Origin of the sequence: Methanobacterium alkalithermotolerans, assembly GCF_018141185.1 — an archaeon.
GTDB classification, from domain to species: Archaea; Methanobacteriota; Methanobacteria; order Methanobacteriales; family Methanobacteriaceae; genus Methanobacterium_F; species Methanobacterium_F alkalithermotolerans.
In genome coordinates this window covers 651290-677269 of sequence record NZ_CP058560.1, presented here as the reverse complement: position 1 = coordinate 677269, position 25980 = coordinate 651290, and the positions used below count along the sequence as shown (strand labels likewise).

The 25980-nt window shown below is 37.0% G+C and carries 23 protein-coding genes, 1 tRNA gene and 1 pseudogene; 12 read left to right on the top strand and 13 right to left on the bottom strand.

The features are described 5' to 3' along the window. Nucleotides 1-12 precede the first annotated feature (12 nt). Nucleotides 13-372, bottom strand: coding sequence for a hypothetical protein (locus HYG87_RS03155; protein ID WP_320055114.1), 360 nt, complete (start codon nt 370-372; stop codon nt 13-15). Nucleotides 373-754: 382 nt separating this feature from the next. Between HYG87_RS03155 and HYG87_RS03150 the strand changes: the two genes are divergently transcribed. The 4 genes from HYG87_RS03150 to HYG87_RS03135 all read left to right on the top strand — a co-directional run bounded on the left by HYG87_RS03150 (nt 755) and on the right by HYG87_RS03135 (nt 6137). Further along, entirely contained in the window at nt 755-3409 is a 2655-nt protein-coding gene (locus HYG87_RS03150; RefSeq protein WP_211533785.1) for a valine--tRNA ligase, read from the top strand. A 90-nt stretch (nt 3410-3499) separates the two neighbouring features. Next, the gene (aroA, locus tag HYG87_RS03145; RefSeq protein ID WP_211533784.1) at nt 3500-4774 is read left to right on the top strand and encodes a 3-phosphoshikimate 1-carboxyvinyltransferase; all 1275 of its coding nucleotides are present in this window, start codon (nt 3500-3502) and stop codon (nt 4772-4774) included. A 190-nt stretch (nt 4775-4964) separates the two neighbouring features. Next, entirely contained in the window at nt 4965-5423 is a 459-nt protein-coding gene (locus HYG87_RS03140) for a GTP-binding protein (protein WP_211533783.1), read from the top strand. Nucleotides 5424-5501: 78 nt separating this feature from the next. Beyond that, complete coding sequence (locus tag HYG87_RS03135) at nt 5502-6137, top strand: endonuclease III domain-containing protein (RefSeq protein ID WP_211534193.1); 636 nt, start codon at nt 5502-5504, stop codon at nt 6135-6137. Nucleotides 6138-6253: 116 nt separating this feature from the next. Here HYG87_RS03135 and HYG87_RS03130 read toward each other — a convergent pair whose 3' ends face one another. The 6 genes from HYG87_RS03130 to HYG87_RS03105 form a co-directional block, all read right to left on the bottom strand. Beyond that, entirely contained in the window at nt 6254-8440 is a 2187-nt protein-coding gene (locus tag HYG87_RS03130; protein WP_211533782.1) for a DHH family phosphoesterase, read from the bottom strand. A 79-nt stretch (nt 8441-8519) separates the two neighbouring features. Then, a complete protein-coding gene (locus HYG87_RS03125) occupies nt 8520-9014 on the bottom strand; it encodes a hypothetical protein (RefSeq protein WP_211533781.1) in 495 nt (164 codons plus the stop codon). 287 nt (nt 9015-9301) lie between these two features. Beyond that, nucleotides 9302-9685, bottom strand: a complete 384-nt coding sequence (locus HYG87_RS03120; RefSeq protein WP_211533780.1) for a desulfoferrodoxin — start codon at nt 9683-9685, stop codon at nt 9302-9304. Between the two features lie 25 nt (nt 9686-9710). After that, complete coding sequence (gene rbr / locus HYG87_RS03115) at nt 9711-10295, bottom strand: rubrerythrin (RefSeq protein WP_211533779.1); 585 nt, start codon at nt 10293-10295, stop codon at nt 9711-9713. Nucleotides 10296-10510: 215 nt separating this feature from the next. Further along, complete coding sequence (locus HYG87_RS03110) at nt 10511-12658, bottom strand: heavy metal translocating P-type ATPase (RefSeq protein ID WP_211533778.1); 2148 nt, start codon at nt 12656-12658, stop codon at nt 10511-10513. Nucleotides 12659-12700: 42 nt separating this feature from the next. Beyond that, nucleotides 12701-14812, bottom strand: a complete 2112-nt coding sequence (locus HYG87_RS03105) for a thioredoxin domain-containing protein (RefSeq protein ID WP_211533777.1) — start codon at nt 14810-14812, stop codon at nt 12701-12703. A gap of 380 nt (nt 14813-15192) precedes the next feature. Here HYG87_RS03105 and HYG87_RS03100 point away from each other — a divergent pair, with 380 nt between their 5' ends. From HYG87_RS03100 to HYG87_RS03090, 3 genes are all read left to right on the top strand, one after another. Beyond that, nucleotides 15193-16119, top strand: a complete 927-nt coding sequence (locus tag HYG87_RS03100) for a DUF2121 family protein (RefSeq protein WP_211533776.1) — start codon at nt 15193-15195, stop codon at nt 16117-16119. 74 nt (nt 16120-16193) lie between these two features. Continuing rightward, on the top strand, nt 16194-16970 hold the full coding sequence (locus HYG87_RS03095) for an MBL fold metallo-hydrolase (RefSeq protein WP_211533775.1): 777 nt from the start codon (nt 16194-16196) through the stop codon (nt 16968-16970). 9 nt (nt 16971-16979) lie between these two features. After that, nucleotides 16980-17052, top strand: a tRNA-Thr gene (locus HYG87_RS03090). 6 nt (nt 17053-17058) lie between these two features. Here HYG87_RS03090 and HYG87_RS03085 read toward each other — a convergent pair. Next, a complete protein-coding gene (locus HYG87_RS03085) occupies nt 17059-17865 on the bottom strand; it encodes a metallophosphoesterase (RefSeq protein ID WP_211533774.1) in 807 nt (268 codons plus the stop codon). Nucleotides 17866-18063: 198 nt separating this feature from the next. On the opposite strand from HYG87_RS03085, the gene HYG87_RS03080 reads away from it, so the two are divergent. Beyond that, on the top strand, nt 18064-18267 hold the full coding sequence (locus HYG87_RS03080) for a YwbE family protein (RefSeq protein WP_211533773.1): 204 nt from the start codon (nt 18064-18066) through the stop codon (nt 18265-18267). A gap of 5 nt (nt 18268-18272) precedes the next feature. On the opposite strand, the gene HYG87_RS03075 is transcribed toward HYG87_RS03080, so the two are convergent. The 5 genes and pseudogenes from HYG87_RS03075 to aroC all read right to left on the bottom strand — a co-directional run bounded on the left by HYG87_RS03075 (nt 18273) and on the right by aroC (nt 21795). Next, nucleotides 18273-18743 (bottom strand): hypothetical protein, encoded by a 471-nt coding sequence (locus HYG87_RS03075; protein ID WP_211533772.1) that lies wholly within the window; start codon nt 18741-18743, stop codon nt 18273-18275. Nucleotides 18744-18778: 35 nt separating this feature from the next. Further along, nucleotides 18779-19108 (bottom strand): P-II family nitrogen regulator, encoded by a 330-nt coding sequence (locus tag HYG87_RS03070; protein WP_211533771.1) that lies wholly within the window; start codon nt 19106-19108, stop codon nt 18779-18781. A 24-nt stretch (nt 19109-19132) separates the two neighbouring features. Next, nucleotides 19133-19846 carry a DUF1538 domain-containing protein gene (locus HYG87_RS03065; protein ID WP_211533770.1) on the bottom strand — a complete coding sequence of 238 codons (714 nt, stop codon included), beginning with the start codon at nt 19844-19846 and terminating at the stop codon, nt 19133-19135. Next, nucleotides 19846-20441: pseudogene (locus HYG87_RS03060) on the bottom strand (DUF1538 domain-containing protein). Before HYG87_RS03060 ends, HYG87_RS03065 begins: the two are co-directional and overlap by 1 nt. A gap of 253 nt (nt 20442-20694) precedes the next feature. Continuing rightward, nucleotides 20695-21795: a chorismate synthase gene (gene aroC, locus HYG87_RS03050; protein WP_211533767.1), complete on the bottom strand. Its 1101-nt coding sequence runs from the start codon at nt 21793-21795 to the stop codon at nt 20695-20697. Between the two features lie 142 nt (nt 21796-21937). Between aroC and HYG87_RS03045 the strand changes: the two genes are divergently transcribed. The 4 genes from HYG87_RS03045 (at nt 21938) to hemB (ending at nt 25977) form a co-directional block, all read left to right on the top strand. Next, nucleotides 21938-23143 (top strand): cation:proton antiporter, encoded by a 1206-nt coding sequence (locus HYG87_RS03045; protein WP_211533766.1) that lies wholly within the window; start codon nt 21938-21940, stop codon nt 23141-23143. Between the two features lie 20 nt (nt 23144-23163). Next, on the top strand, nt 23164-23880 hold the full coding sequence (locus tag HYG87_RS03040) for an endonuclease III domain-containing protein (protein WP_394357449.1): 717 nt from the start codon (nt 23164-23166) through the stop codon (nt 23878-23880). Between the two features lie 101 nt (nt 23881-23981). Continuing rightward, entirely contained in the window at nt 23982-24839 is an 858-nt protein-coding gene (locus HYG87_RS03035) for a 4Fe-4S binding protein (RefSeq protein ID WP_249164881.1), read from the top strand. A gap of 166 nt (nt 24840-25005) precedes the next feature. Further along, entirely contained in the window at nt 25006-25977 is a 972-nt protein-coding gene (hemB, locus tag HYG87_RS03030) for a porphobilinogen synthase (RefSeq protein WP_211533764.1), read from the top strand. Nucleotides 25978-25980 lie beyond the last annotated feature (3 nt).

Sequence of the window (25980 nt, the reverse complement as noted above, 5' to 3'; positions counted from 1 at the left end):
TAAAAATTATTTTTATAATCCTAAAATCATTATAAAGAATATTGATTCTACTGTAAAATGTAAGGCCCGGTGATAAATATGGCTTTTATTTACACCAGAAATTTCATGGTATATATCCACCAGCATATGAATTAAGGCTCCTAAAAAGCCTATTTCCACTGATAAAAATACCACAGACAATACTATAAAATGGAAAACTGATTCCAGAAATTCGTGTATTAACCACAAACCAATGTTTGAAGAAACTGTTTTTTGTATGAGTCCTGCCAGGAGGACATAAAAATCAAAAAACACATTCCACATTACTCTGGTATGGATTTCATCACTTATGGCCAGAGCCACTGCTATATAAAACCACATCATTTCCATCATTTTTCACCAGGTCAAATTTAAGCTTAATTTTTTAATAATATTTTAATTCACTTACACTAATCTGGATATATCCGGGGTAAAGGGCATTATCCATTATTATTAATATGGGCTTTTATACAAGTACATATATCACTTACTTAATAAAACCTATATATTATTTTAATTGCTTGATGAACTAAAAAACCGGCCCAGGAAATATTGTGTTTCTAAAGATTTTCGTGTATTAATTTTAGACATGCATTTAAAATAATTAAATAAATCGTTGTTATGCTTCAATCAACAGGTTTCTAAATTTTCACCTGAAAATTTATCCCGGGAGCTTAAATCCCTTGATGAGGTTATTATTCAAAATAAATTACCTAAAACATAATAGGAGAGACATATGACAGCAGATAACATTCCAAAAGATTATGATCATAAAAAAGAATCAATTTGGCAGGAAAAATGGCAGGAAAATCAACTGCACCGTTTTATTGGTGATGGTACCCGACCTCGTTACATAATTGACACTCCTCCTCCTTATCCCACCGGATCCATACATATTGGTCATGTACTTAACTGGGTATTCATGGACATAATTGCCCGTTACAAACGTATGAATGGCTTTGATGTTTTGTTTCCCCAGGGTTGGGATTGTCATGGTCTTCCTACCGAGGTTAAAGTTGAAGAAACCCATTCCATTAAGAAAAATGATGTTTCCCGGGAAGATTTTAGAAAGATGTGTGTTGATCTTACCCGTGATAACATCGCCACCATGAAAAACCAGATGCAGAGTATGGGATTTTCCCAGGATTGGAACCGGGAATACATCACCATGACTCCAGAATACATGCAAAAAACCCAGCTTTCTTTTTTAAAGATGAAAGAACAGGGTTTGATTTACCAGGGAATACATCCGGTAAACTGGTGTCCTCGCTGTGAAACTGCTATTGCCTTTGCAGAAGTGGAATATAATGAAAATGAAACTTTCTTAAATTTTCTGGAATTTCCCTCAGAAGATGCAGATAAAGGGGTTATGATTGCCACCACCCGTCCAGAACTACTATCTGCCTGTGTGGCAGTGGTAGTACATCCTGAAGATGATCGTTACCATGAATTAAAAGGTAAAAAAGTCCAGGTCCCGATTTTTGGACAGAAAGTTGAGATCATCACGGATAGTGAGGTTGATCCAGAATTCGGTACAGGTGCTGTTATGATCTGTACTTTTGGGGATAAAACTGATGTTTCATGGGTTAATAGATATGATCTGGACATCATCGAAGCCATTGATGAACAGGGTATCATGACTTCTGCTGCTGGAAAATATGAGGGATTAACTCTTTCCCAGTGCAAGGAAAAAACAATAAAAGACCTGGAAAAACAGGGATGTCTGATTAAAAAGGAAAAGGTGGAGCAGAACGTAGGTCAGTGCTGGAGATGTAAATCACCAATTGAAATCCTGGTTAAAAAACAATGGTTTGTAGCAGTAAAAAAACTGGTTCATCAGGTTGAAGAAGCTGCAGATGCCATGGATTGGATACCCGAGCATATGAAAACCAGATTACTTAACTGGACGGGATCCATGGATTGGGACTGGTGCATTTCCCGTCAGAGGATATTTGCTACACCCATCCCCGTATGGTACTGTGAAGATTGTGGTGAAGTCCATGTGGCCACCCCGGAAATGATACCGGTGGACCCTACCCAGGTAAATCCTCCCTGGAAATGCCAGTGTGGAGGAAGCACATTCCAGGCAGAAGAGGATGTTCTGGATACCTGGATGGATAGTTCCATATCCCCTCTGGTAATAGCAGGCTGGCCAGATGAACAATTCAAAAATTATTTTCCAGCAGACTTACGCCCTCAGGGTCATGATATTATCCGTACATGGGCTTTTTATACCACCCTACGGAGCAAAGCCCTTACTGGTATGGAACCATTCCATCAGATAGTCATAAATGGAATGGTCTTTGGGGAGGATGGACATAAGATGAGTAAATCCCGGGGCAATGTCATATCACCTGAATCAGTACTGGAAGATTATGGTGCAGATGCACTCCGGCTATGGGCTTCCAATAGTGTACCCGGCTCAGATGTTCCCTTTGCCTGGAAAGATGTTAAATATGGTTACAAATTCTTAAGAAAATTCTGGAACGCCTTCCGGTTTATCAGCATGCATATTTTTGAATTCAAAACTCCAGACATGGACCTCACTAATTTAAAACCCATGGATCGCTGGATTCTTTCCAAATTAAATAGACTGGTAGAAGACGTAAGCTCTTCCATGGCACAGTACAATTTTGCCCAGATAATAAACCCTATTCAACGCTTCATCTGGCATGATTTCTGTGATGAGTATATAGAGGCAGTTAAATACCGGCTTTACAACGATGATAATGATCTAAAATCTAAAGAAGCCGCCCAGTATACTTTAAAAACAGTGATTGAAACCTCTCTTAAATTATTAGCACCAATAACACCTCACTTTTCTGATGAAGTATATCAACACCTTAGTTCTGATAAAAGCATTCATCAAATGGAATGGCCAGCAGTCAAGGTAGACTTAATCGACTCAATGGCGGAAGATACTGGAAATCTAGGGGTGGAAATAATAGGAGATCTAAGAAGATTTAAATCATCTAAAGGAATGCCTTTGAATGCCACCATAAAAGAAACAAATATCTACACCTCGTCTTCTGCTATGATTTCCACTATAAAACCACTTATTGATGATATTAAAGGCACCATACGTATTTCCAACTTGAATCTGGATAGTGGTAAGCTGGATATTCAGGAAAAAGTGGTTGAAATCACTCCCTTAATGAATAAAATCGGGCCTGAATTTAAAGGTGATGCCCCTAAAATTTTATCTTATTTACAGTCTCAGGATCCGCAGGATATATCATCGGCTCTGGAAAAAGAGGGCAAAATAACCATTGAGGGTCATGAGATTAGTGAAGAATACATTTCCATGAAAAAAGAAGCCGTAGGTAAAAGTGGGGAGAAGGTGGATATATTACATCTCAACCAGGGTATTGTGATTGAAATAATTATTTAATCAGCTTCAAATATTTTAGTTGATACTAAAACTCCTTCTTGCCCCGTAATTTACTTTATAATCATAAAAAAATTTGATTCAGGTGATTTCATGAAACTTATAGTTGGAAAATCTCAAAATATAGCCGGAAAAATTAAGGCACCACCTTCCAAGAGTTATACTCATCGTGCCATAATCATATCTGCATTAGCAACAGGAAATTCTATTTTAAAATATCCTTTAAAATCAGAGGATACTGTGGCATCTCTGGAATCCTGCCGTTTAATGGGGTGTTCTATAAGGGAACATGGTAAACACTGGCTGGTGGAGGGTAGTTCTGGAAAATTAAAAACCCCTTCTGATGTCCTGGATGTTAAAAATTCAGGTACCACCCTGCGTATGATGACCTCTGTTGCTGCTTTGGCACCGAATTACACGGTTTTCACCGGGGATGATTCTTTGAGAAACAGACCCATGCAGGATCTTTTAGATGCCCTGCAAGGCTTGGGAGTGGATGCTTATTCTACCAGAAGTAATGGAAAACCTCCTATTGTAGTGGGAGGAGGTTTTAACGGTGGTTCAACGTCCATCAGGGGAAATGTTAGCTCTCAATTTATTTCATCACTACTAATCGCCGGAGCCCTATCCCAAGAGGGAATCTCACTTAAAGTAGAAGGAGATTTCATATCCCGGCCCTATGTGGATATGACTCGAGATGTAATGAATAAATTCGGGGTTAAAGTGGAATACGATGAAAATGATAACTACTTCCAGGTGGATCCTCAGACCTACCAGGGCACAGATTATACCATAGAAGGAGACTATTCTTCTGCTTCTTATCTTATAGCTGCTGCGTCTATTTTAGAAGGCGATTTAACCATTCAAAACTTGTTTAAAGAGTCTAAACAGGGCGATAAATTGATACTGGATATAGCCCAGGAAATGGGAGCATCTATCAAGGTTAGAAATGATGAAGTAAAGGTGGAAGGCAGTGGTGAACTCCAGGGCATTGATGTGAATCTTAACCACGCCCCGGATCTTTTACCTACTGTGGCTGCACTGGGAGCTGTGGCCAGAGGAAGAACCACTATTAGTGGGGTTGAACATGCCCGCTTAAAGGAAACAGATCGCATAAGTACCTGTACACAAGAACTATCTCGATTGGGAGTGGAAGTCCAGGAGAAAAAGGATGGAATGGTTATTAAAGGTGGAGTTCATCCGGGAGTGGTTAAATCTCATGGGGACCATCGCCTGGTCATGGCTTTGAGTTTAGTGGGGCTTAAAGTAGGAATAACAATTGAAAATGCCGGGGTATACGATGTTTCCTTTCCTGATTTTCCCCAAACCATGTCCCGTTTAGGGACCAGCATGAAATTAGAGGGCTAATTTTACAGCCACAGTGGTAACTAGAAACTAAACCCACTTAAAGGTTTAATAAATTAAGCAGAGCTAAAGCAAAAATTATATAATCCCCGAACTTCATCATATTAAATTAACCAGATTAAAATTAGAATTCTGGTTATCATGTAAAAAAATTTTATTGATTTTATTTCTCAAAAACCCTGAGGATGGGAGTATGAACGGAAAAAAGAAAGAAACTAAAATTGTAATCTTTGGGGATTATAATTCGGGAAAAACCACTACTCTGGATAATTTATGCCAGAAAAAAGTTAAAGTGGAATACAGGGGCACCACCATTTCTATGGACTATGGCAATACTCGGGTTAATGGAGAAAAAATACATCTTTTTGCATCTCCTGGTCAGGAAAGATTTCGTTTCATGAGAGAGATACTCTACAATGGTATAGATGCGGCAATAGTGGTGGTGGATATTTCCAGGGGTGTAAGTAGTATGGAAAGGGAAATTATCCATCAGCTGGATTCAGAAAATGTACCTTATGTGATCTTTGCCAATAAACAGGATACAGGTTCGGCTAATCTGGATTTAGATTCTGATATAACTATAATTCCTACCATTGCCCTGCAGGGACAAGGATTACAGGAAGGCCTGGAACGGCTGCTGGACATGATATAAATTTAATATCAATTCAAGTTGATGGTTTAAACATCAACATACTATTTTTATCAGGATTAGGGTAATGGAGGTTATAAAATACCCGAAAGGATAGATTTAATTTTAAATCGATTAAAAGAACTCTATAAATTAAGGATTTTTGAAGAAGGAGATCCTTATCGGGTCTTGATTAGAACTATTCTCTCCCAGAGAACCCGAGATGAAAATACAGATAATGCCAGTGCTCAGCTTTTTTCCAGATTTCCCTCTATGGAGGATATTGCCCATGCTCGGCTGGATAATCTGGAAAAACTCATCAAGCCTGCCGGATTCTATCGGGTTAAATCCCGAAGAATTAAAGAAGTATCTCAAATACTTTTAGATGAATATCAGGGAGTGGTTCCAGATAAAATGGAAGAACTGCTTAAGTTACCAGGGGTGGGGCGCAAAACAGCCAATTGTGTTCTGGTTTTTGCTTTTCATAAACCCGCCATCCCGGTAGATACCCATGTTCATCGTATATCCAATCGTATAGGGTGGGTGGATACTAAAAATCCAGATGAAACAGAAAAAAAGCTGGAAGAAATATTTCCTGAAAAATACTGGATTGAACTAAATGATCTTTTGGTGCAGTTTGGTCAGGATATTTGTCGACCCATAAGTCCTAAACATGAGGTTTGCCCTATTAGTGAATACTGTGCTTATTATCAGGATATTCTGGATAAAAAAGAATAAATTACCTATTTTTAATTAATTTGATGCAGGGGATAAATTGCTAAAAATTAGTTAATTATTTTTAAATAAAAAAAGATGAGAGCCGGGTTTATCTTTAAAAAAGGAATAATAAGTTTTTATTCTTCATCAGACCCTAAAATGGACACTTCCTGTGCAAATGCACTTAAAACTTCAGTGGAGAGTCCTTCCAGGAATTTGAGTGAGCCGGCACATTCATGGCCTCCACCATCTATACCTGCTTCCGGAATTTTATCTGCCAGTTTCCAGACTATTTCATTAAGATTAAATCCATATATCTCATTTACTTCGTCTGTGGCACGTATAACTCCAAAATCAGGACCATAAGCCAGGGTTATTATGGGTTTACCTTCTGCATTTTGCTGTACCATATGGTCATGGACAAAACCACAGGTCTTACCTGGGGCAGGGAAGGTAAATCGATGGGAGTATTTTTCAACATCAAGCACATTGAATAGTACTCCATTAGGAAGATCCTGAGACTTAAGATTTGGTAGAGCGGCTTTTAATTGATTTTTAACTCTTTTCTGGTACTCATTGTGCAGTGCATTTATCAGGGCCGGATGCTTCTCCTGATTTTCTAAATCCAGTATGGTGTCCATGATGCCCCTTCCATGCATAAAACGGAGGAAATAGGCCTCAAAATCAATACAGGATGCTATCCGATCTAGATTTTCAAGATCATATCCCTTTTCTTCTGCCAGCTTAATGTACTGCTCTGCTTCTTTAGAATGGGCATGATCTCCCACTGCCGCAATTCCAGGCAAATGCTGGATTTTATCCCGAACTTCAGGGTTCACCATACAGGCTACTTCCACAGATAATGCTCCGGCGGTAATCTGTGAATCTCCACCTACCAGATATGGATTCACATGGACATCCACGTATTCATCCACCTCTACTTTCCCCTCTTTAACTTCTCCCGGGAAGTGGTGATCAATAACCACGATTTCAATGTCATAAATTTTGGCTTTCATCAATGCCAGGATGTCTTCCTCGGTGGATCCATTATCCAGTAGAACTATCAGGGGCAATTTTTGGCCATGACGTTCCAGGTCTTCTAAGGCATATGATAAATCCTTTACCACATCTTCTAATTCATAGAAAGGAGCTTTACTGGGGGCTCTTTTGAAATAATGCCATTCGGCATCACTATCAGCGTTAATTTCTTTTAAAAGGGGAATCACAGCTTTTTCCATAGCTACTCCTGCGCAGATACCATCCGCATCAGCATGGTGTCTTACCAGGATAGATCGCCCATCCAGAACAGCTCTGCGGATGGCTTTAGCAGCATTCCTCATAGTAGGCTTCAACCTGTTTAAAGTATCACTCTCAATTAAAAAATTGGTTTTTTCTGGTTCAGCTCTCTCATCAATGGCCTGGTCAATTAGTTCACGGGCTTTTAATGCTTCTTCACCTTCAAGTAAATCAATGGACTCTGATTCAATTTGAATCTTACCACTGTGCATATTCACTTCACCCATCACTTCCACTATGTCTTCCACATTTATATGGGGGTAAACCCTTACTCCGGGTTCATCAAAGGCCGCACACCATGTGGTTCCGGTTTCATCGGAGATGGTGAAGATGGTGGGTCCAGAAGTTTGCTGGATTTGAATAACTTCACCCACAATACGCACTGTTTTGCCCATGGTTTTACTGGTAATATCATCAATTTTAGTTCGGGCCAGGTTCTTTTTTAAGTTCACCAGTTCATATTCTCCTTTAAAGGTGGCAGGTCCTAAATCTACTTCCCCTCTTTGTGGTTTCAATTCAGCCACTTTCACGAAAATATTATCCCCCACCTTATGTCCGGGCATTCCCGTACGCATTAAACCCCAGACCTGATTATTTAAACTTACAAAAACTCCGTATTTTTCTACCCGGGTTATTCGGCCCTTGTAAGTGGATCCTACCTCCAGATCACTCATCTCACAGGCGGGGTGCAGAACATAGATTATCTCTTTTTTCTGGCACTGGGAACAATAATCTGATCTATCCTTAAGCACCTTACCACATTCACGGCAGACATTTATTTCTCCTTTTCCGTCACAGGATGGGCAACTTTCTTTGATTTCAATTTCCCCCTTACCTTTACATTTATCACAGGGAACATCCTGGTCCTGATCTAAATCAAATTTTTGCCGGGCTTGAGTATTAACTCCTTTAAAATGACCTTTTACATCCATAGTGTCCTTTAATCCAGTACCATCACATGCATCACATGTTTTATGATCTATAATTTTATAACCTTTTCCTTTGCAACTTATACAAGCTTTATTCATTTTTTCCCTCTTTAATGGTGAAATTAATTAATCTATTATTCATATTTCTGTAAAAATTATAAAAAAGCTGATTTTTTTATTAGGCCTTAAATTTTGCAGGGTTTTGACTTACCAGGGCTTCCCTTTCTTTTTGATACTTCAATGCATCCTGCATCAAACCATTGGCCATTTTCAAATTAGTGTTTCCAGTTTGATTTCTACCACTCTGGAAAGACTGGGCGGCACTTCTAAGTTCAGAAGTCGCATTTAATTTGGCGTCAATTTCCAAAACTGCCAGTTCTATGTACTGGATGAATACATTGTCCTCTGAATTCTGGGCATAAATCAGTGCTTCTGAAGCTGAAGATCGGGCCATATTAAATTCATTGGTGGCTTGATTTGAATTGGCTATAGCATTATCTATATTGAAGTTATTCAAATCCTGGGCTGCCTGATTATAATGCTCATCACCCTTTTTTAAATGGTCATTAATCTGGGGTATTAACTCCTCAATACTACTTACATCTGATTGTATGCAACCAAAAATGAAAGTAATCAATATAAGAGTTATAAAGACAGTTAATTTGCTTTTCATTTTCCCACTTAAGTTATGTTCTAGTTTCTAATGACTATTTATTAGAAGTAAAAATTTACTTTTTTTATTTTCTCCCAACAATCTGAACATTTTCTATTTACCATATATACACTATTAATTTCTATTAAGATATATAAATGGTGAGCTGACACTCTCAAAACTAATAATAAAAATTTAATAAAAAATTAAAAAACAATAAAAAAAGAGGTTATTATATTTTTTTAGTTGTGCAGATAGTATTAAAAAAATAAAAAAATATATTGGGGATTTTCATTAATTTATTTTTTTTAAGAATGCCACAATCCATGAATATTACAGTATTCTCTGACTTTCAGGTCTGAATCTTCCGAAATATTCAAATTGAATTCTACTTCCGGATCATCTCCAGGTTCTAAGAATTCACGGTAGGTTTTACCATCTATAATTAATTCTACCCACTCAATATAATGATTTTCTTCCATAGGGTGTGGCACTTCTCCTACCTTAACTTTAATCCCTTTTTTGGTATTTTCAATGATAGGTATGTGTTTTTCAGGACCCACATCAGTTTGCCTTTCAATTAATAGTTCCATAGGCTGCCCACAGCATATTAGTTCACCCACACCTGCATGGACCATTTCTACTATATTGCCGCATACATTACAACGATATATTTCATTTATTTTGGTCATTTGCTATCCTTCTAACTTTTTTTAATTAATATTCTTCACAAAGAATTTCAAAGTATTTGGTAGGATGATCACAGGAAGGACATTCTTCTGGGGGAGTTGTTCCCTGGTGAGTATAAGCACATTTTTGACATATCCAGGTTACTTCTTCTGTTTTTTCAAAAGCAGTACCTGATTCCACTATTTCCAGTAATTTTATATATCTATCTTCGTGGTGTTCTTCTGCTTTAGAAATGGCTCTTAAACGTTTTGCAATTTCTTTATATCCTTCTTCTTCTGCAACTTCTGCAAATTCGGGATACATCTCGGTATTTTCATAATGTTCCCCTTCAATGGCAGCTTTAAGGTTATCAGTAGTAGTGCCTAAAGTGGTTGGTGCTTCTGCTTCCACAATAATAGAATCTATAGGTTTTCCTGATTCTTTTTTAAGCTCGTTAATTAAACGTAACAACCATTTGGCATGTTCTCTTTCATTATCTGCAGTCTTAAGAAATAGCTCCGAAATTTGAGGAAATCCTTCTTTTTTAGCAATTTTAGAATAAAAAGTATACCTGTTTCTAGCTTGGCTTTCTCCAATAAAGGCTTTGGTTAAATTTTCCAGAGTTTTTTCCATATTAACACCTACAAATATTTTAACAATACTAATTCTATGGACCATATTAATATATTTAATTTATGGTTTTATGGAACTAATATCCTAATAAGAAAATAAATAATAACCTTTTTTAATATATAATAATTAATATGACCTTTTTTATTTATTAAAGTTTTAATTTTCATTATTTTTTTACTAAAAAATATTAAAATTTTTATTTTTAATAAATACCATTATTTCTTATTTCCTTTTCGTAACTGCGGGGGATTGAATTTGAATAACTGGGCATTTAAGGCAACAATAACCGTACTCAGAGACATTAAAATGGCGCCCATGGCCGGGCTAAGGATTATACCCTGATAATAAAGCACTCCTGCTGCCAGGGGTATGGCAAAGGCATTGTAGCCACTGGCCCACAAGAGATTTTCCCACATCTTACGATAGGTGGCAGAGGAAAGTTCTAATAGGGCCACCACATCCAGGGGATTACTCCTTACCAGAATAATATCTGCCGTTTCCATGGCCACATCTGTACCTGCTCCAATGGCTATTCCCACATCTGCCTGGGCCAGTGCAGGGGCATCGTTAACCCCATCTCCAGTCATAGCCACTTTAAATCCCCTATCTTGAATTTCTTTTACCTTTTCTGCTTTTTCTTTAGGAAGAACCTGGAAGAAGTATTCATCTAATTTTAATTCATCACTAACCCATCGAGCCACACCTTCGGTATCACCAGTAAGCATTATACATTTTATTCCTTTATTTTGAAGTTGCTTTATGGTCTCTGGGGATTCTTCTCTAATAACATCTGCCAGGGCAATGCAACCTGCCAGTTCTTCATCAATCAATATGAAAACCACAGTTTTTCCCTGAGAAAAAAGATTTAAGACTTTTTCATCTTCTGGATCTATTCCTCTTTCTTTAATAAAGCCAGGACTAACTACTTCTATTTTTTTTGAATCCACTATCCCTGAAATTCCTTTTCCGGGATGGGATTCAAATTCTTCTACCTTAAAAGTCTCTTCCACAGCTGATACAATACCCTGGGCTATGGGATGTTCTGATTTAGATTCTAGAGAAGCAGCATACTTTAAAAGGTCTCCTTCATCATATTCGCTGTTAAGTGAATAAATATCACTTACTCCCAGTTCTCCCCTGGTTAGAGTACCAGTTTTATCAAATATGACCGCATCAATATCCTTTGAATCTTCAAAATTACTTCTATTTTTAATCAAAAATCCATTTTTGGCAGATATTGATGTAGAAACAGCTATTACCAGAGGTATGGCTAATCCCAGGGCATGCGGACAGGCAGTTACCATTACGGTCACCGTTCTTTCTAAAGAAAAGGCCAGGTTCATATTGAAAATACCAAACCAGACCATTATAGTAATGGCTCCTGATCCTAAGGCAATAATGGTAAGCCATAAACCCGCCCGATCAGTTAAATCTTGAGTATGCGATTTTCTTTCCTGGGCCTGATTAACCAGATCAATAACCTGAGACAAAAAAGAATCTTTACCAGTTTTTTCTATTTGAATGTCAATAGAACCTTCACCATTTATGGATCCACCAATAACTTCATCACCAACTGTTTTATCTAAAGGAGTGGATTCTCCAGTAAGTAAAGCCTCATTTACGAAACTTTTACCGGCTATAATTTTTCCATCAGCCGGGATTTTTTCACCAGGTTTAACCACTATTTTATCATTAATCTGGAGAGATTCTAGAGGAACGTTCTTTATTTTTCCCTCTTCTGTAATGAGGTGGGCTTTTTTGGGCAATAGTTTCGCTAATTTTTCAAGAGCTTTTGATGCACCCTGGATAGATCTCATCTCAATCCAGTGACCCAGAAGCATGATATCTATTAATATTACCAGTTCTGGAAACAGATCCATCCCCTGAAGTCCAAAAATAACCGCGGTACTGTAAGTATAGGAGACAATTATTGCCACGGCAATCAGGGTCATCATCCCTGGTCTTTTGTTTTTTGATTCTTTAATAAAACCTTTGATAAAAGGATAACCACCGTAAACAAATACTAAAGAGGCTAAAATGAAAAAAACATATTCATCGCCAGGAAAACTAATAAAATCCCCTATACCTATTGCTTCTTGGATCATGGGGGATAATAAAAATACAGGAAATGTCAGTATCACCGATACCACGAATCTTTTCTTATAATCCTCCATCATATGTCCGTGATGAGAGCTGTGTGGTGATACAGGTTCTTGTGAGGAAACATGATTAACGCTATGGTTATGGTGGGACTCTTTATGCTTTTTTTCTTTTATAGAATGATGAGTATGGTCCTTTTCATTCGGGTGGGGAGTATGATGCTTTTCAGGAGGTTTTTCAGGTTCATTTTTTTCAGATTTCATTTAAATCTCCTTATTTTTTTCTTGGATTTTCATCGCCAATAATCAGGATACCTTTTTCAAATCTATAAAACTTAATAATTTATCCATGTGAGTAGTTGGATTTTTACAATCTTTATCTGAACATAGATAAGCAGTACATTGATTTTCAATGGACTTTTTTGCCGAAAAAGAGTCTTGAACTTCAAAAGGCCATTTTTCTTCTAAACCATCTTCTTTTAAAACCATAACAAGGTTAGGCAAAAAATAAGTACTCAGTAACTGGCTTACTTTTTTAGAGTTCTTCTTACCTGGAGGACAGGCAATTACCAATTTCCAGTAAGGCCCCCATTCAAAATCCAGGGCATTTAAAAAGTGGGTATGCCCCAGGGGAGATCTTTTTATTTTAGATGAAAAATAATTCAGACATTTATGGGCGGTTTCCTTCAACCGGGCATCTTCACTTAAAAGACTCATTTTTAACAGGTTAAGTACTTGAACTGAGTTTCCAGAGGGTATGGCACTATCATAACTTTCTTTTTTTCGTAATAGGACTGTTTCTCCATCTGCAGGTGTAAAATAAAAACCACCTTCACTTTTATCTAAAAATTGATCCAGCAATGACTGATTTAATTCAAAGGCTTTAGAAAGATATTTAACTTTGAAACTGGCCTGATACAGTTCTAGAAGTCCCCATATAAGGAAGGCGTAGTCATCAAGGTATCCATTTATAGCTCCTTCACCTTCTCGATAGCGATGCAGTAATCTTTTATTAGAATAAAGGTTCTTAAAAATAAAATCCACTGCTTTTTCAGCAGCTTTCAGGTATCTTTCTTCCTTAAATACCTGTGCTCCCCGGGAAAGGGCCGCTATCATAAGACCATTCCAGTCGGTGAGTATTTTATCGTCTTTATGGGGGTGTATTCTTTTTTCCCTAACCTGGAATAATTTACTGCGTGACTCTTCTATTATGGATTCCAGTTTTTTGAGGCTAATTTGTTTTTCTTTAGAAATCTCTTCTAAAGATTTTTTCAAAAATAAAATATTTTTCCCTGTTTTTTTCCCGGTGGATTCTTCTTTAAAGTTTCCTTCTTTTTGCACCTGAAAAATATCACATATAAGCTCCGAACTATCCCCTAAAATAACATCAATTTCTTCTTTACTCCACATATAAAATTTACCCTCAACTCCTTCACTATCTGCGTCTTCAGCGGAGTAAAAACCACCCTCTGGAGATTTTAAATCTCTTAAAACATATTCAAATATTTCCTTTGCAGTTTTAGCATATTTCTCCTCCCCACTAATTTGAAAAGATTCCAGGTAGGCCATGGAAATTAAAGCCTGATCATAAAGCATTTTCTCAAAGTGAGGTACCAGCCATTCTGGATCTACTGCATAACGGTGGAAACCAAATCCCACCTGGTCATAAATACCTCCCTGCTGCATCCGGTCCAGAGTTTTTTTCACCATCTTCCAGGATGTGTCACTGGAGTTTCTCTTCCAGTATCTCATTAAAAAGTAAAGATTATGGGGGGTGGGGAACTTTTGTATCATCCCGAAACCTCCATGGACGTTATCAAAAGATTCTTTTAAGGCAGTATATGCGTTATCTAAAAGGTCATTATTTAAATCTTCTTTATTTTCAACCACCGATATCTTTTCAAGCAAATTCACTATCTTATCTGCAGATATTAGTGCTTCCTGGGGCTTATTTTTCCATAAATCTTCCACTTTTAAAATAATGTCTTTTAGCCCTAAATTACCGTAACGACTTTCTTTAGGAAAATAAGTTCCTGAAAAAAATGGCTTCTTATCCGGGGTCATTATAATAGTTAAAGGCCATCCTCCACTACCCGTCATCATCTGACAAACATTCATGTAGGTACTATCAATATCTGGTCTTTCTTCACGATCTACTTTCACCGGTACAAATACCCGGTTTAGTAATTCGCCTATTTCTGGATCTTCGAAGGATTCATGGGCCATTACATGACACCAGTGGCAGGTGGAATAACCAATAGATAAAAAAACAGGTTTATTTTCATTTTTAGCTTTCGAAAACGTATCTTCGGTCCAGGGATGCCAGTCTACAGGATTATGGGCATGCTGGAGTAAATAGGGACTTTTTTCATTAATCAGATGGTTTTCAAATTTTTTTTCCTTTTCCCGGGAGACCATTAAAATTCCTCATTTAATAAATATTCACTTCCAGGGATTAGACAATCCCTTTAAGCAGAATTTATTTAAATTGATATTAATTATGGAGTTAATATAAAGTAAATTTTTCTTTAGTAAGACAAACTGAATCAGGTTGCATTTTCTAATTTAAACCTTAATAAATCGGTTATTCATTAAAAGGGTTCTTAATTAGTTTTCAAAAAAGATCAACTTAAAATTAATTGCATAAATTTTTATTTAAAAAATAATAAAATCAAAGAATGTGTTTATAAAAGGGGTTAGTAGAGATATAATGGGTGGATTTATAGTATAAAATGAATACTGTAATGAACATATTTATTCCCTTATAAAATACATTTAATGATATAAAAGGTGTAGCTATGAGTCTTATAATAACTTATATTGGTGCCCAGGGCTGTGTAATGGCTGGAGATAAACGCAGGATAGCTTTTTTTGGAGATAAATCCAATCGTGAAATATTAGAAGAGGAATTATATTCTGGCAAAATTGAAAATGAATCTCAATTAAAAAAAAGAGCCAGTGAACTGGAAATAACCCTTAAAATTACTGATGACGCGGTAAAATTACGCAGTCTGGGAAAAGTGGTGGTGGGGGAAGTAAGTTCAAAAAGTTCCTTTGAAACCAAAAGGCGACGAATATATGCCACTACCAATGGTTTTCAGATAATCGAATTAACTGGTTCTAATATCACTAAAATGGATAAGGGAGAAAGTTCCATAATTGTATTTGGCAATAAATTCACCAAAAAAACAGCATCTAAGATTCTTAAAAAATACTGGAAATCCAAAACTACTTTAAAGGAAATTGAAACTATTTTCCAAAAAGTACTCCATGAAGTTTCTGAAAAAACACCCTCGGTAGGCAGTTCCTGTGATTTATTCATAAAAACGCCGGCTTTAGATAAGAAAGAGTCACAAAAAATACTCCGTGAAACCGTGGTACGGGATGTAAAACTACTGCAGAAATGGAGGCAGAAACTAAAAAAAGACCTTCTGGAAAAAGCAGAAGCAATTAACATGGCTTCCCGGATACTTACTCAAGGAGAAGTTGGACGGGTGGTTAATGTAGATGAAGATAGATTGGAAATAGTATTAGGAAAGGATGTTCAGGCATTTGATGTCAACTGGAAACAGCTGGCCAGTCCAGGGGATAAGGTTATGATGTTCTTCAATGGAGAGGGGGATATTATAGAAGGGGACCTGGTGGTGATTGATAATGAAAGGCTGTGCTTGAAGCGTAACCAATCCCCTCTGCGTTGTGATATAATATTATGTAAATCCGATTAATTAATATGATTTAAATCCATAATTTATTTATAAAAAATCAGGTGATAATATGGACCTAACTTTTTTAGGAAGTGGTGGTGGACGGTTTCGCCACCATTACTCAGAAGAGAATGACAGGCGGATTTAGAATCGATGGAATTTCTGGGAAAAACTTACATGTGGATCCTGGTCCTGGTGCACTGGTTAGAAGCTATCAATTTGGTTTGAATCCTTTAAAATTAGATGGGATTCTAATATCTCACTCCCACACCGATCATTATGGTGATGGGGAGGTCATGATTGAAGCTTTAACCAAAGGCATGACCCGTAACCGGGGCGTGGTTATTGGAAGTAAAAGTGTTATACAGGGATATAAACACTGGGGTCCCTGTATCTCTAGCTATCATCTTGGAAAATCTAAAGTAATAACCATGGAACCCTACAATGTAACTAAACTTGATAAAATTAATATTAAAGCAACTCCAACCATCCATGGTGATCCTACAACTCTGGGATTTCAATTCCAGCATGAAGATATAACCATATCATATACTTCTGATACAGAGTACTTTGATAAATTATCAAAATCTCATCAGGGAGCAGATATATTAATAGCAAGTGTTATAAGACCAGATAATGAACATATACCCGGGCATATGTGCAGTGATGATTTTGCCTCTTTAATAGAGGAAGTATCCCCTCGTTTGGGTATTATGACTCACCTGGGAATGAAGATGATTTTAAATGATCCTGAAGGGGAAGCCCTAAGAATTAAAAAACAAACAGGCATCCCGGTTTTAGCAGCCCGGGATGGAATGAAACTTAATTTAGAAGAAATTATGAGTAATCAGCAGTCACTGGACTATTATTGATAAATTCTTGCCTCGATAGCTTAGCCGGTATAGCGCGGGATTCGTAATCCCGAGGTCGCGGGTTCAATTCCCGCTCGAGGCTTTTTTTTTAATTGACGGACTTCAATTCTATCACATGTATCTGTGGTTTTGCAAAAAATCTTACAGGTAATATTACAGTACCTAAACCATTACTGACTATCATGGTGCTGCCATTTTCTTCAATTAATCCGGTAATATATTTTTGTCCATATATGGTGCGCATAACAGGTGCCCATAAACCAAAAAAGGTGACCTGCCCTCCGTGGGTATGCCCGGCAAGAACCAGATCCACCATGGAGTGATCCAGCTCTGGAAAATAGTCAGGATTATGGCTTAATAAAATAACAAAGTCTTCTGCAGTAGCATCACCCAGGGCCCGGTCTATTAATTGCTGTCCATTATTAAAGTCACCTACTCCTGCCACCCTGATACGCGAATCATTTATCTGGATCCATTCACCTGTATTACCAATATAATTTAAGGTTGATTCTTCAAATGTTTTTAGAGTCAAATACTGAGGATCATTATTACCTAAGACTCCATAAACCCCCATGGGAGCACTTAACTTTTCCATAGACTCAAAAACAGGAGGAACATATTCATAGTCCCGGTCAATATAATCTCCTCCCAGCAAAATGAGATCTGGTTCCAGACTATTCACTTTTTTTACTACTCCATCTACTCTTTCTGGAGGGAAATAGGGGCCAGCATGGATATCTGTTATAAATACTATTCTTTTACCATCAAATTCAGGTGGAATGTCCGGGGATTCAATAACCACCTCTTTAGTTTCCACCCAGTAGGTCTCAGTGTACAGGTAAGAAAATAGAACCATTAAAAATAATAGAGCTAAAATAAATTTACCAAATTTCATTTTTTTTCCTGATTTAATTTTATACCTCTATAATTATAGATGGAGTATATTAATCTGTTGCTTAGTTATTAGGCTATCTAACTAACTTTTCAATCAATTTTTTAATAAATATTATACTTTTGTAGATTAGAAATTATTTTATTAACATGGACTCTTAAATAACCATGCTTCTTACATATTTTTAATAAGGGTAAAAAAATGAAAGGAAATTATAGAAAAGACATAAAAAAAGGCTCTCTGGTGGACATCGTACTTAAAAAAGATCAAAGATCTGGTAAAACTACCAGAGGTGTTGTTAAAGATTTATTAACACGTTCTGCATTCCACCCTCATGGCATTAAGGTTCGGCTGGAAGATGGACAGGTGGGAAGGGTTAAAGAAGTTATAAATGATTCAAATTAGTATATTTAAACGCATTGATAATCCCTTTTAAATACCTGGTTTAAAATGAATTTTATAATCTCTATAAAAATCATCAGGATATATACTACCATGGCCAGGATTAATGCCAGTAAAACTCCCCAGGTATATATTTCCTGACTAAATGAGAAGGGGAACACCTGATAAAAAGCACTGGCCACCAGCAATCCTAAAACATTCAATATTATTTTTAAAAGATTATGTAGCCAGCCACGATAGTAGGCCAGAAATATTATATTGGCCCCAATGGTACTCAGGATTAAAACATTCAGAATACCCAGCACCTGACTAAATTCAGGGGTAATGAATGAAATATTCCAGTTTAGTATATTGTTGGCAATATACCAGATGATTATATTCACCACAATGGCCACTACAAAATCTGTTTTTTTCTCTTTCTTATCTTTAAATATATTTTTAAAGAAATTTTCTACATTTCTATCTGCTGATTCGGGCAATTAAACTTCCCCCCATGTGTATTAATTAAAATCAGTTATTCCTCCAGGAGATGACAGATTCCTGCCACTCGAGAAACATCCAGTATAAATGCTATTCCCTTTCCTGGTGTTTCCAGTTCACCCTCTTCCACCACGGCTTCAAATACCATATTAACCAGTTCATCTTTAATCAGTATCATCACCACTTCTTTTTCCGGCTCAATGGGCATTCCTAAAAATTTTCCATGTTCATGAATGCTGGTACCACGACCAAAATAGATGGTACCTCCTTCTGCTCCTGCTTTACGGGCAATATTCATGATGTAACTTCCACGTCCGGCTTCCACAATAGTATATATTAGTTTAAATCCAGAACAGGTACTCATAGTTTTTTCTCCTTTAAAATAGTTTTATTCATCTTTTTCCCTCTTTTTTAAGATAATTCCTAAAACCAGAATGAATATTATGGGAAACATGGCCACCAGACCCACTGTACCCAGACCCAGTAGTCCGGCGTCATCTCCCTTCAATCCAATGGCAATACTGGTCATAATTGGTAGGGCAAAGGTAACTACCATGGGTCCAGTGGCCACTGCACCTGAATCAAAGGCAATAGGGATGAAGTCTTTAGGTGTAAAAATAACCAGGCACAATATCAGCACATAGCCGGGGATGAGAATCAAGGCCAGAGGAATCTCCAGATAAATCCTTAAGGCTGAAAAAAACAGGGCAAAACCTACACCCAGAGCAATACTTATTATCATCAGATTTCTTTTAAGATATCCTGATGAAACTTTCTCTACTTCGTAAACAAATACATTAACTGCTGGTTCGGCCAAAATGGCAAATATTCCCACGATAAAAGCAAATATAATTACCCAGAAATAATTGACCCCGGATAGATAACTTCCAATCAGGTTACCCATGGGTATCAAACTGAGCTTTGCTCCCCAGAAGAAAAAGAAAAACCCAATTATGGTCATAAAGACTCCGGATAGTAGTTCCATTATATTTTGGGGGATTTTCCTTAAAATTAAAACCTGGAAAATAAAAAACAATATCAAAACAGGCAAAATGGCCTCTACCACTTCTTTAAAAATTTCCAGAGCACTCATGGAATCCATTAAATCCCTCCTCTAATTAAACTCCAGAGTAATATAGCCACTATCGGGCCAATTGAACCAATGGCCATAATTCCAAAACCAGATTCTAACCTGTCCCTTCCACCTAATACTGAAGCAATACCTACACCTATAGCAATAAGGAAGGGCACTGTCATGGGTCCGGTGGTTACAGCCCCCAGATCATATGCTTTGGCTATGAATTCATCAGCGGTTAATAGGGAGAGTACTATAGCTGCACCGTAACCTGGAATCAGAATGTATATTATGGGAAAATCTACCATGCTCCTTAGGATAGCCAGGGTGGTAAAAAAACCCAGACCCAGAGCAGTGGCATAGATTAATTCATTTTGACTTATATTCAAAAGGGTTATCTGGGTTATTTGAAAGGCTACCAGCCTTACATCTGGTTCAGCCAGGGTGAGAGTCAGGCCTAATAAAAAACCAAACAACATTATCATAATAAATGCTCTTTTTCTATAAAAGAAGACCCCATATTTTCTCCTAAAGGAAGTAAGCCTCTTTTAGCTCCCTGTACAAAAAGAGTAAATCCTAAAATGGTTGATAAAAGTCCCATACCCACCTGCAAAAATTCCATCCAGGGCATCTTAATTAAGAACACCTGAAAAATTAAAATCAAGATTATTGCCGGTGAAAGGGAGCGCAATGTTGCTTTAAATTCTCTTTTTAAATCTTCCAGATACATTTTTCCTCCCTTTTATAATATTTTCTATAAATATATTTTTATTGATACTATTTCAGCAGAATATAATTACTTTTCCTAATTTTATTTTTATAAGAGAAAGTAGAGTTTATGGGTTTTTTTAGCATTTGAAAAAAGAATATAATTATTAAATTGTTTTTAAACGGGTAGGATGTATATATCCACTTCTTATTAAATGATCAGTTAAAACCATGGCCACTGCAGATTCAGCTACAGGAACCATACGGGGGCAGATGCAGGGATCATGCCTTCCTTTAATTTCAATTTCAGTTTCTTCTTTTTTATCCAGATTTACTGTTTTCTGCACCATGGATATGGAAGGAGTGGGTTTAACTGCCATGCGCATAATAATAGGCATTCCACTGGACATACCTCCCAGGATACCTCCGGAAGTATTGGTGGTGGTTTTAACTTCATCCCCTTCCATGTAAAATTCATCATTAATGGCAGAAGCAGTATATTCCGCTACTTTAAATCCGAATCCTATTTCCACACCTTTGACTGATCCGATATTCATTAATGCCCGGGATAAATCACCATCCAGTTTTTCAAAAACCGGCTCCCCTAAACCGGCAGGAACTCCCTGGGCAATGATTTCTACCACCCCTCCCAGGGAATCTCCTTTTGATTTAGCATCCAGTATAGCCTTTTCCATTTTAAGGGCTGCCTGGGGATCAGCACATCTAATTGGGTTCTTTTCAGAATATTCCTCAATTAAATTTAAATTAACGGTACGCCCTTTAACATTCCCTACCTGTGTTACATGGGCCACCACCTTAATACTCAATTTATCCAGCAGTTTTTTGGCTATACTTCCCCCTATAACATGACCGATAGTATTACGGCCGCTACCCCTTCCTCCTCCCCGGTAGTCATAATGGCCATAGCGACTTATCCAGCAGTAATCACCATGCCCGGGACGGGGCTTGTTTTTTAGATTTTCATAGGCAGATGAATCAGCATCCTTATTATATACCACAGCAGCAATAGGAGTTCCATCGGTCCGGCCTTTAAATACTCCTGATAAAATTTCTAATTGATCCTTTTCTGCCCTCGGAGTGGTTAAATGACTGCTACCTGGCCTTCTTTTATCTAATTCTAATTGTATATCTTCTTTACTTAATTCCAGTCCAGCTGGACATCCATCAACCACAGCACCTAAAGCTCGACCGTGGCTGGATCCAAAGGTGGTTACGGCGAACATTTTACCTGTAGTGTTTCCTGCCATTTTTAATTACTCCCCACTTAATCTTATAGTCCATTTTAATTAGTTTAAGGTAAATCAATTAACTTTATTTGATTATAAATTCAAATAATCCTTAATTCTTATATATCCATCATTATTATTAAAATTATAAAGTCTGATTCCCATGCTGGAGATTATATTTTTCTTAATGGTAATTTTTATCTTTGCTCTATTTTCTAGAAAACTGGAAAATAATTCTATTACTTCCCAGATGTTTTTAGTGTTTACCGGCTTAATAGCAGGATTATTATTTTTTACCAGATTTGATTTTCAGGATTCATTCCCTTACATACTTATTGTGGCTGAACTGGCCCTGGTGCTGGTTTTATTTTCTGATGCCTCTCGAATAGGACTTTCTTATACTATAAAAGAACATGAATTGACTTTAAGGCTACTGGGAGTAGGGATGCCCCTTAGTATATTTGCAGGGGTTTTTTTAGCCATATTTCTTTTTACAGAACTTAGTATATGGGAAGCAGCCATACTGGGAGTGGTTTTAGTTCCTACTGATGCAGCTCTGGGAGAGAGTGTTTTTGATAATAAAAAACTACCTTCTAAATTAAAAAAAGCTCTTGAAATTGAGAGTGGTCTAAATGATGGGTTGGCAGTTCCCTTTCTGGTTTTATTCATTGCCTGGTCGGTGGCTGAGGAAACATTCCAACCAGTAACATTTTTTGTAATAACGGCCCTGCAACAGATACTTTTTTCGGTGATTGTAGGTTTAATATTTGGCCTTTGGGGAGGATGGCTGTTATTAAAATCCCGGCAAAAAAATTGGATTACCAGCAAATATCTAAAAATTGGTCTTTTAACCCTGGCAGTAGCTTCCTGGTTATTAACAGATCAAATAGGGGGGAGTGGTTTTATTGCTGCATTTGTCGGAGGTTTATCTGCGGGCTACCTGCTTAAAGACATGGCCAATTATTATACTGATTTAACTGCCACCGAAGGTAACATTCTGGTAATGGCCATGTTCTTTTTACTGGGAATACTGCTAATTCAATATTATCCCTATATCACCTTAAATGTGATAATTTATGCTATTTTAAGTTTAACCCTGATTAGAATAGTTCCAGTGGCACTTTCACTTACTGGTATTGGGACTAACTGGCGTAGCAAATTCTTCATGGGTTGGTTTGGCCCCAGGGGTCTGGCATCCATTGTATTGATATTAATTGCTCTGGAGGAACAACCTGCTTTTCCTGGAGAAAATACCATGCTGGTTACGGTATTATGCACAGTTTTAATTAGCGTATTTGCTCATGGCATCAGTGCCAATACCTTATCCAATTTATATGCACGCTGGATTAAAAATAACCAGAATACTTGAATTTAAGACAGTGATGACTTATGAAAGCTTTTAAAATTGCCAATTCTTCTATTTTGATGGACATCTATGAGAGACTACTTTCTTTATATGGACCCCAGGGATGGTGGCCATTGATAAATTATGCCGGTTCCCCACCCACCAAAACCGGTTCTATACAGGGATATCATCCCGGTAATTATGATCTTCCGGAAAATAATAAACAGATTTACGAGATTATGTTAGGAGCCATACTGGTTCAGAATACTAACTGGAAATTAGCTGAACAGGCTTTATTAAGATTAAATTATAAAACAGGTTTGGATCCTGAAAAAATACTTCAATTAAACATCAATGATTTGAAAGAGACTATAAGATGTGCTGGATTTTATAATCAGAAGGCAAATTATATCATAAATATAACTGATTTTTTTATAAAACTAGAAGGAAGCACTCCACAAAGAAAAGAAATCTTAGCTATAAAGGGGGTGGGGGAGGAAACTGCTGATTCCATTTTATTATATGCTTACCATAAACCTGAATTCGTGGTGGACGCATATACCCGGCGCATATTTAATTATCTGGATTTTATTAATGAAAAAGCAAAATATAAACAAGTCAAAGAACTATTTGAATTAAATTTACCTGAAGATGTACCTCTTTTTCAGGAATATCACGCCCTTATTGTTGAACATGCTAAAAGACACTTCATTAAAAAACCATATAAAGATGAAACCCTTCAGGAGTTCAAAATAGGATAGAACTGAAAATCACAATGAAAATTAGTTTAAATGCAATAAATTAATAAAAATCAGTGCTAAAATTTAAATTCTTTAAAAAGCTATCTAAAAGGAGAATGTTAATGCCCTTTAATTTTTCCGATATCAGTGTTTTTATTATTAAACTAACCTTTAAATCTCGCTTTAAACTATCAAGGCTCTGCAAAAAAATACCTCCTCTGGCCAGGGCAGCTGACATTTTATTTTTCCAGGGAGACGATATTCTGGTAATCCCCCGGGATAATACCATTAATAAAAACTACACCTCGGTGGAAATCAATCAGGATATTCTCATCCCCCAAGAAGAAACCATACTACCCAGTCATGTATTAAAGGAAATAATACTAAAATCCCGCTACCATGTTATTATGGATAAATGCATTTGCCGTGTATCCAATGGATGTGAAAATTATCCCCATGAACTGGGTTGTTTATTTTTAGGACGGGGAGCTTCAAAGATTTCTCCCAAATTAGGGAAAAGGGTTTCCACTAAACAAGCTATAAATCACGTGGAAAAATGTCAAAAGGCAGGACTGGTCCATATTATTGGCAGAAATAAAATAGACAGTGTTTGGTTAAATACTGGGCCTAAAGAGGATCTTTTATCCATTTGTAATTGCTGTTCTTGCTGTTGTTTGTGGAAGATGGCTCCTGAACTTCCAGATAATATTGCTAAAAGTATAGCACCTATGATAGGCATGAAAATTAAGTTCCAGGAAGAACTTTGCAATGGCTGCGGACAGTGCTCCTCTTCAATATGTTTTGTAGAAGCAATTACTTTAAAAAATGATAAGGCCATAAGAGACTCTGAAAAATGCAAGGGGTGCGGTAGATGTGCTGAAATTTGTAACAGGGGAGCTTTTAGGGTTGAAATAAAACCAGATGCAGTTAAAAATTCAATTGAACATGTAAATTCACTGGTAGATGTGGAGTCAGATTAAGATCAAAAGATTAAAAAAAGATATATAAAAATTTAAGGACTAATCTTAATAATATTTGATAATAATCCACTTATTTAATCAATTTTCAAATATTAAATAGGATTAAATATTTATTATTAAATTTTAGTAGAAGTAAATCATTAAAATTAAAGTATAAGGTGATTAAATGGAATTTCCAATAACCAGGATGCGCCGACTTAGAAAAAATTCCCAAATAAGGGATATTTTACAGGAAACTCGGCTGGTGCCTGAAAACTTCATCTATCCAGTTTTTGTTAAAGAAGAGCTTAAAAAAGGCCAGGTAGAATTAATTGATACTATGCCGGGACAAAAACGTTATGCCCTGGAGGATATGGTGGATGAGGCAAAAATTCTGGAAGAAAAAGGATTAAAATCAATAATATTATTTGGCTTGCCCGCTACAAAGGACGATTTTGGTTCTTCAGCCCATGATCCCCAGGGAATCGTACAAAAATCCATAAAACTTCTAAAAGAAGAAACCGATCTGGTGGTAATGACCGATGTTTGTCTTTGCCAGTACACCACCCAGGGCCACTGTGGGATTGTGGAGGATGGAAAAATACTTAATGATGAAACCCTGGAACATTTAGCTCAGATTGCTTTAAGCCATGCGGAAGCAGGGGCAGATGTGGTGGCCCCCTCTGATATGATGGATGGGAGGGTAGATGCCATAAGGGAAATGCTGGATCTTAATGGATTTGAAGATACATTAATCATGTCATATGCAGCTAAATATGCTTCTGCATTTTATGCTCCATTTAGGGACGCAGTATGCTCTGGTCCTTGTTTTGGGGATAGAAAAACCTATCAGATGAATCCTTCCAACACACTAGAAGCCCTAAGAGAGGCGGAACTGGATTTAATGGAAGGTGCGGATATATTAATGATTAAACCGGCACTGGCATACCTGGACATTATCAAAATGATTAAAGATGAATTCAAAGTACCCACTGCTGCTTACAATGTAAGTGGGGAATATTCAATGCTCAAAGCAGGAATAGAAGCAGGATATCTCACAGAAGAATCAATATATGAGGCCTTACTTTCTATTAAACGTGCCGGGGCCGATTTGATTATATCTCATTTTGCCCCTGAATTTTTGGAAATATTAGAATAGAGG

Coding starts and splice junctions, on each gene's coding strand:
- HYG87_RS03150 (WP_211533785.1), top strand. CDS start 755: ATGACAGCAGATAACATTCCAAAAGATTATGATCATAAAAAAGAATCA.
- HYG87_RS03105 (WP_211533777.1), bottom strand. CDS start 14,812: ATGGTCTCCCGGGAAAAGGAAAAAAAATTTGAAAACCATCTGATTAAT.
- HYG87_RS03140 (WP_211533783.1), top strand. CDS start 4,965: ATGAACGGAAAAAAGAAAGAAACTAAAATTGTAATCTTTGGGGATTAT.
- HYG87_RS03045 (WP_211533766.1), top strand. CDS start 21,938: ATGCTGGAGATTATATTTTTCTTAATGGTAATTTTTATCTTTGCTCTA.
- HYG87_RS03070 (WP_211533771.1), bottom strand. CDS start 19,108: ATGAGTACCTGTTCTGGATTTAAACTAATATATACTATTGTGGAAGCC.
- HYG87_RS03120 (WP_211533780.1), bottom strand. CDS start 9,685: ATGACCAAAATAAATGAAATATATCGTTGTAATGTATGCGGCAATATA.
- HYG87_RS03130 (WP_211533782.1), bottom strand. CDS start 8,440: ATGAATAAAGCTTGTATAAGTTGCAAAGGAAAAGGTTATAAAATTATA.
- HYG87_RS03110 (WP_211533778.1), bottom strand. CDS start 12,658: ATGAAATCTGAAAAAAATGAACCTGAAAAACCTCCTGAAAAGCATCAT.
- HYG87_RS03035 (WP_249164881.1), top strand. CDS start 23,982: ATGCCCTTTAATTTTTCCGATATCAGTGTTTTTATTATTAAACTAACC.
- hemB (WP_211533764.1), top strand. CDS start 25,006: ATGGAATTTCCAATAACCAGGATGCGCCGACTTAGAAAAAATTCCCAA.
- HYG87_RS03125 (WP_211533781.1), bottom strand. CDS start 9,014: ATGAAAAGCAAATTAACTGTCTTTATAACTCTTATATTGATTACTTTC.
- HYG87_RS03100 (WP_211533776.1), top strand. CDS start 15,193: ATGAGTCTTATAATAACTTATATTGGTGCCCAGGGCTGTGTAATGGCT.
- HYG87_RS03085 (WP_211533774.1), bottom strand. CDS start 17,865: ATGAAATTTGGTAAATTTATTTTAGCTCTATTATTTTTAATGGTTCTA.
- HYG87_RS03080 (WP_211533773.1), top strand. CDS start 18,064: ATGAAAGGAAATTATAGAAAAGACATAAAAAAAGGCTCTCTGGTGGAC.
- HYG87_RS03155 (WP_320055114.1), bottom strand. CDS start 372: ATGATGGAAATGATGTGGTTTTATATAGCAGTGGCTCTGGCCATAAGT.
- HYG87_RS03040 (WP_394357449.1), top strand. CDS start 23,164: ATGAAAGCTTTTAAAATTGCCAATTCTTCTATTTTGATGGACATCTAT.
- aroC (WP_211533767.1), bottom strand. CDS start 21,795: ATGGCAGGAAACACTACAGGTAAAATGTTCGCCGTAACCACCTTTGGA.
- HYG87_RS03065 (WP_211533770.1), bottom strand. CDS start 19,846: ATGGATTCCATGAGTGCTCTGGAAATTTTTAAAGAAGTGGTAGAGGCC.
- aroA (WP_211533784.1), top strand. CDS start 3,500: ATGAAACTTATAGTTGGAAAATCTCAAAATATAGCCGGAAAAATTAAG.
- rbr (WP_211533779.1), bottom strand. CDS start 10,295: ATGGAAAAAACTCTGGAAAATTTAACCAAAGCCTTTATTGGAGAAAGC.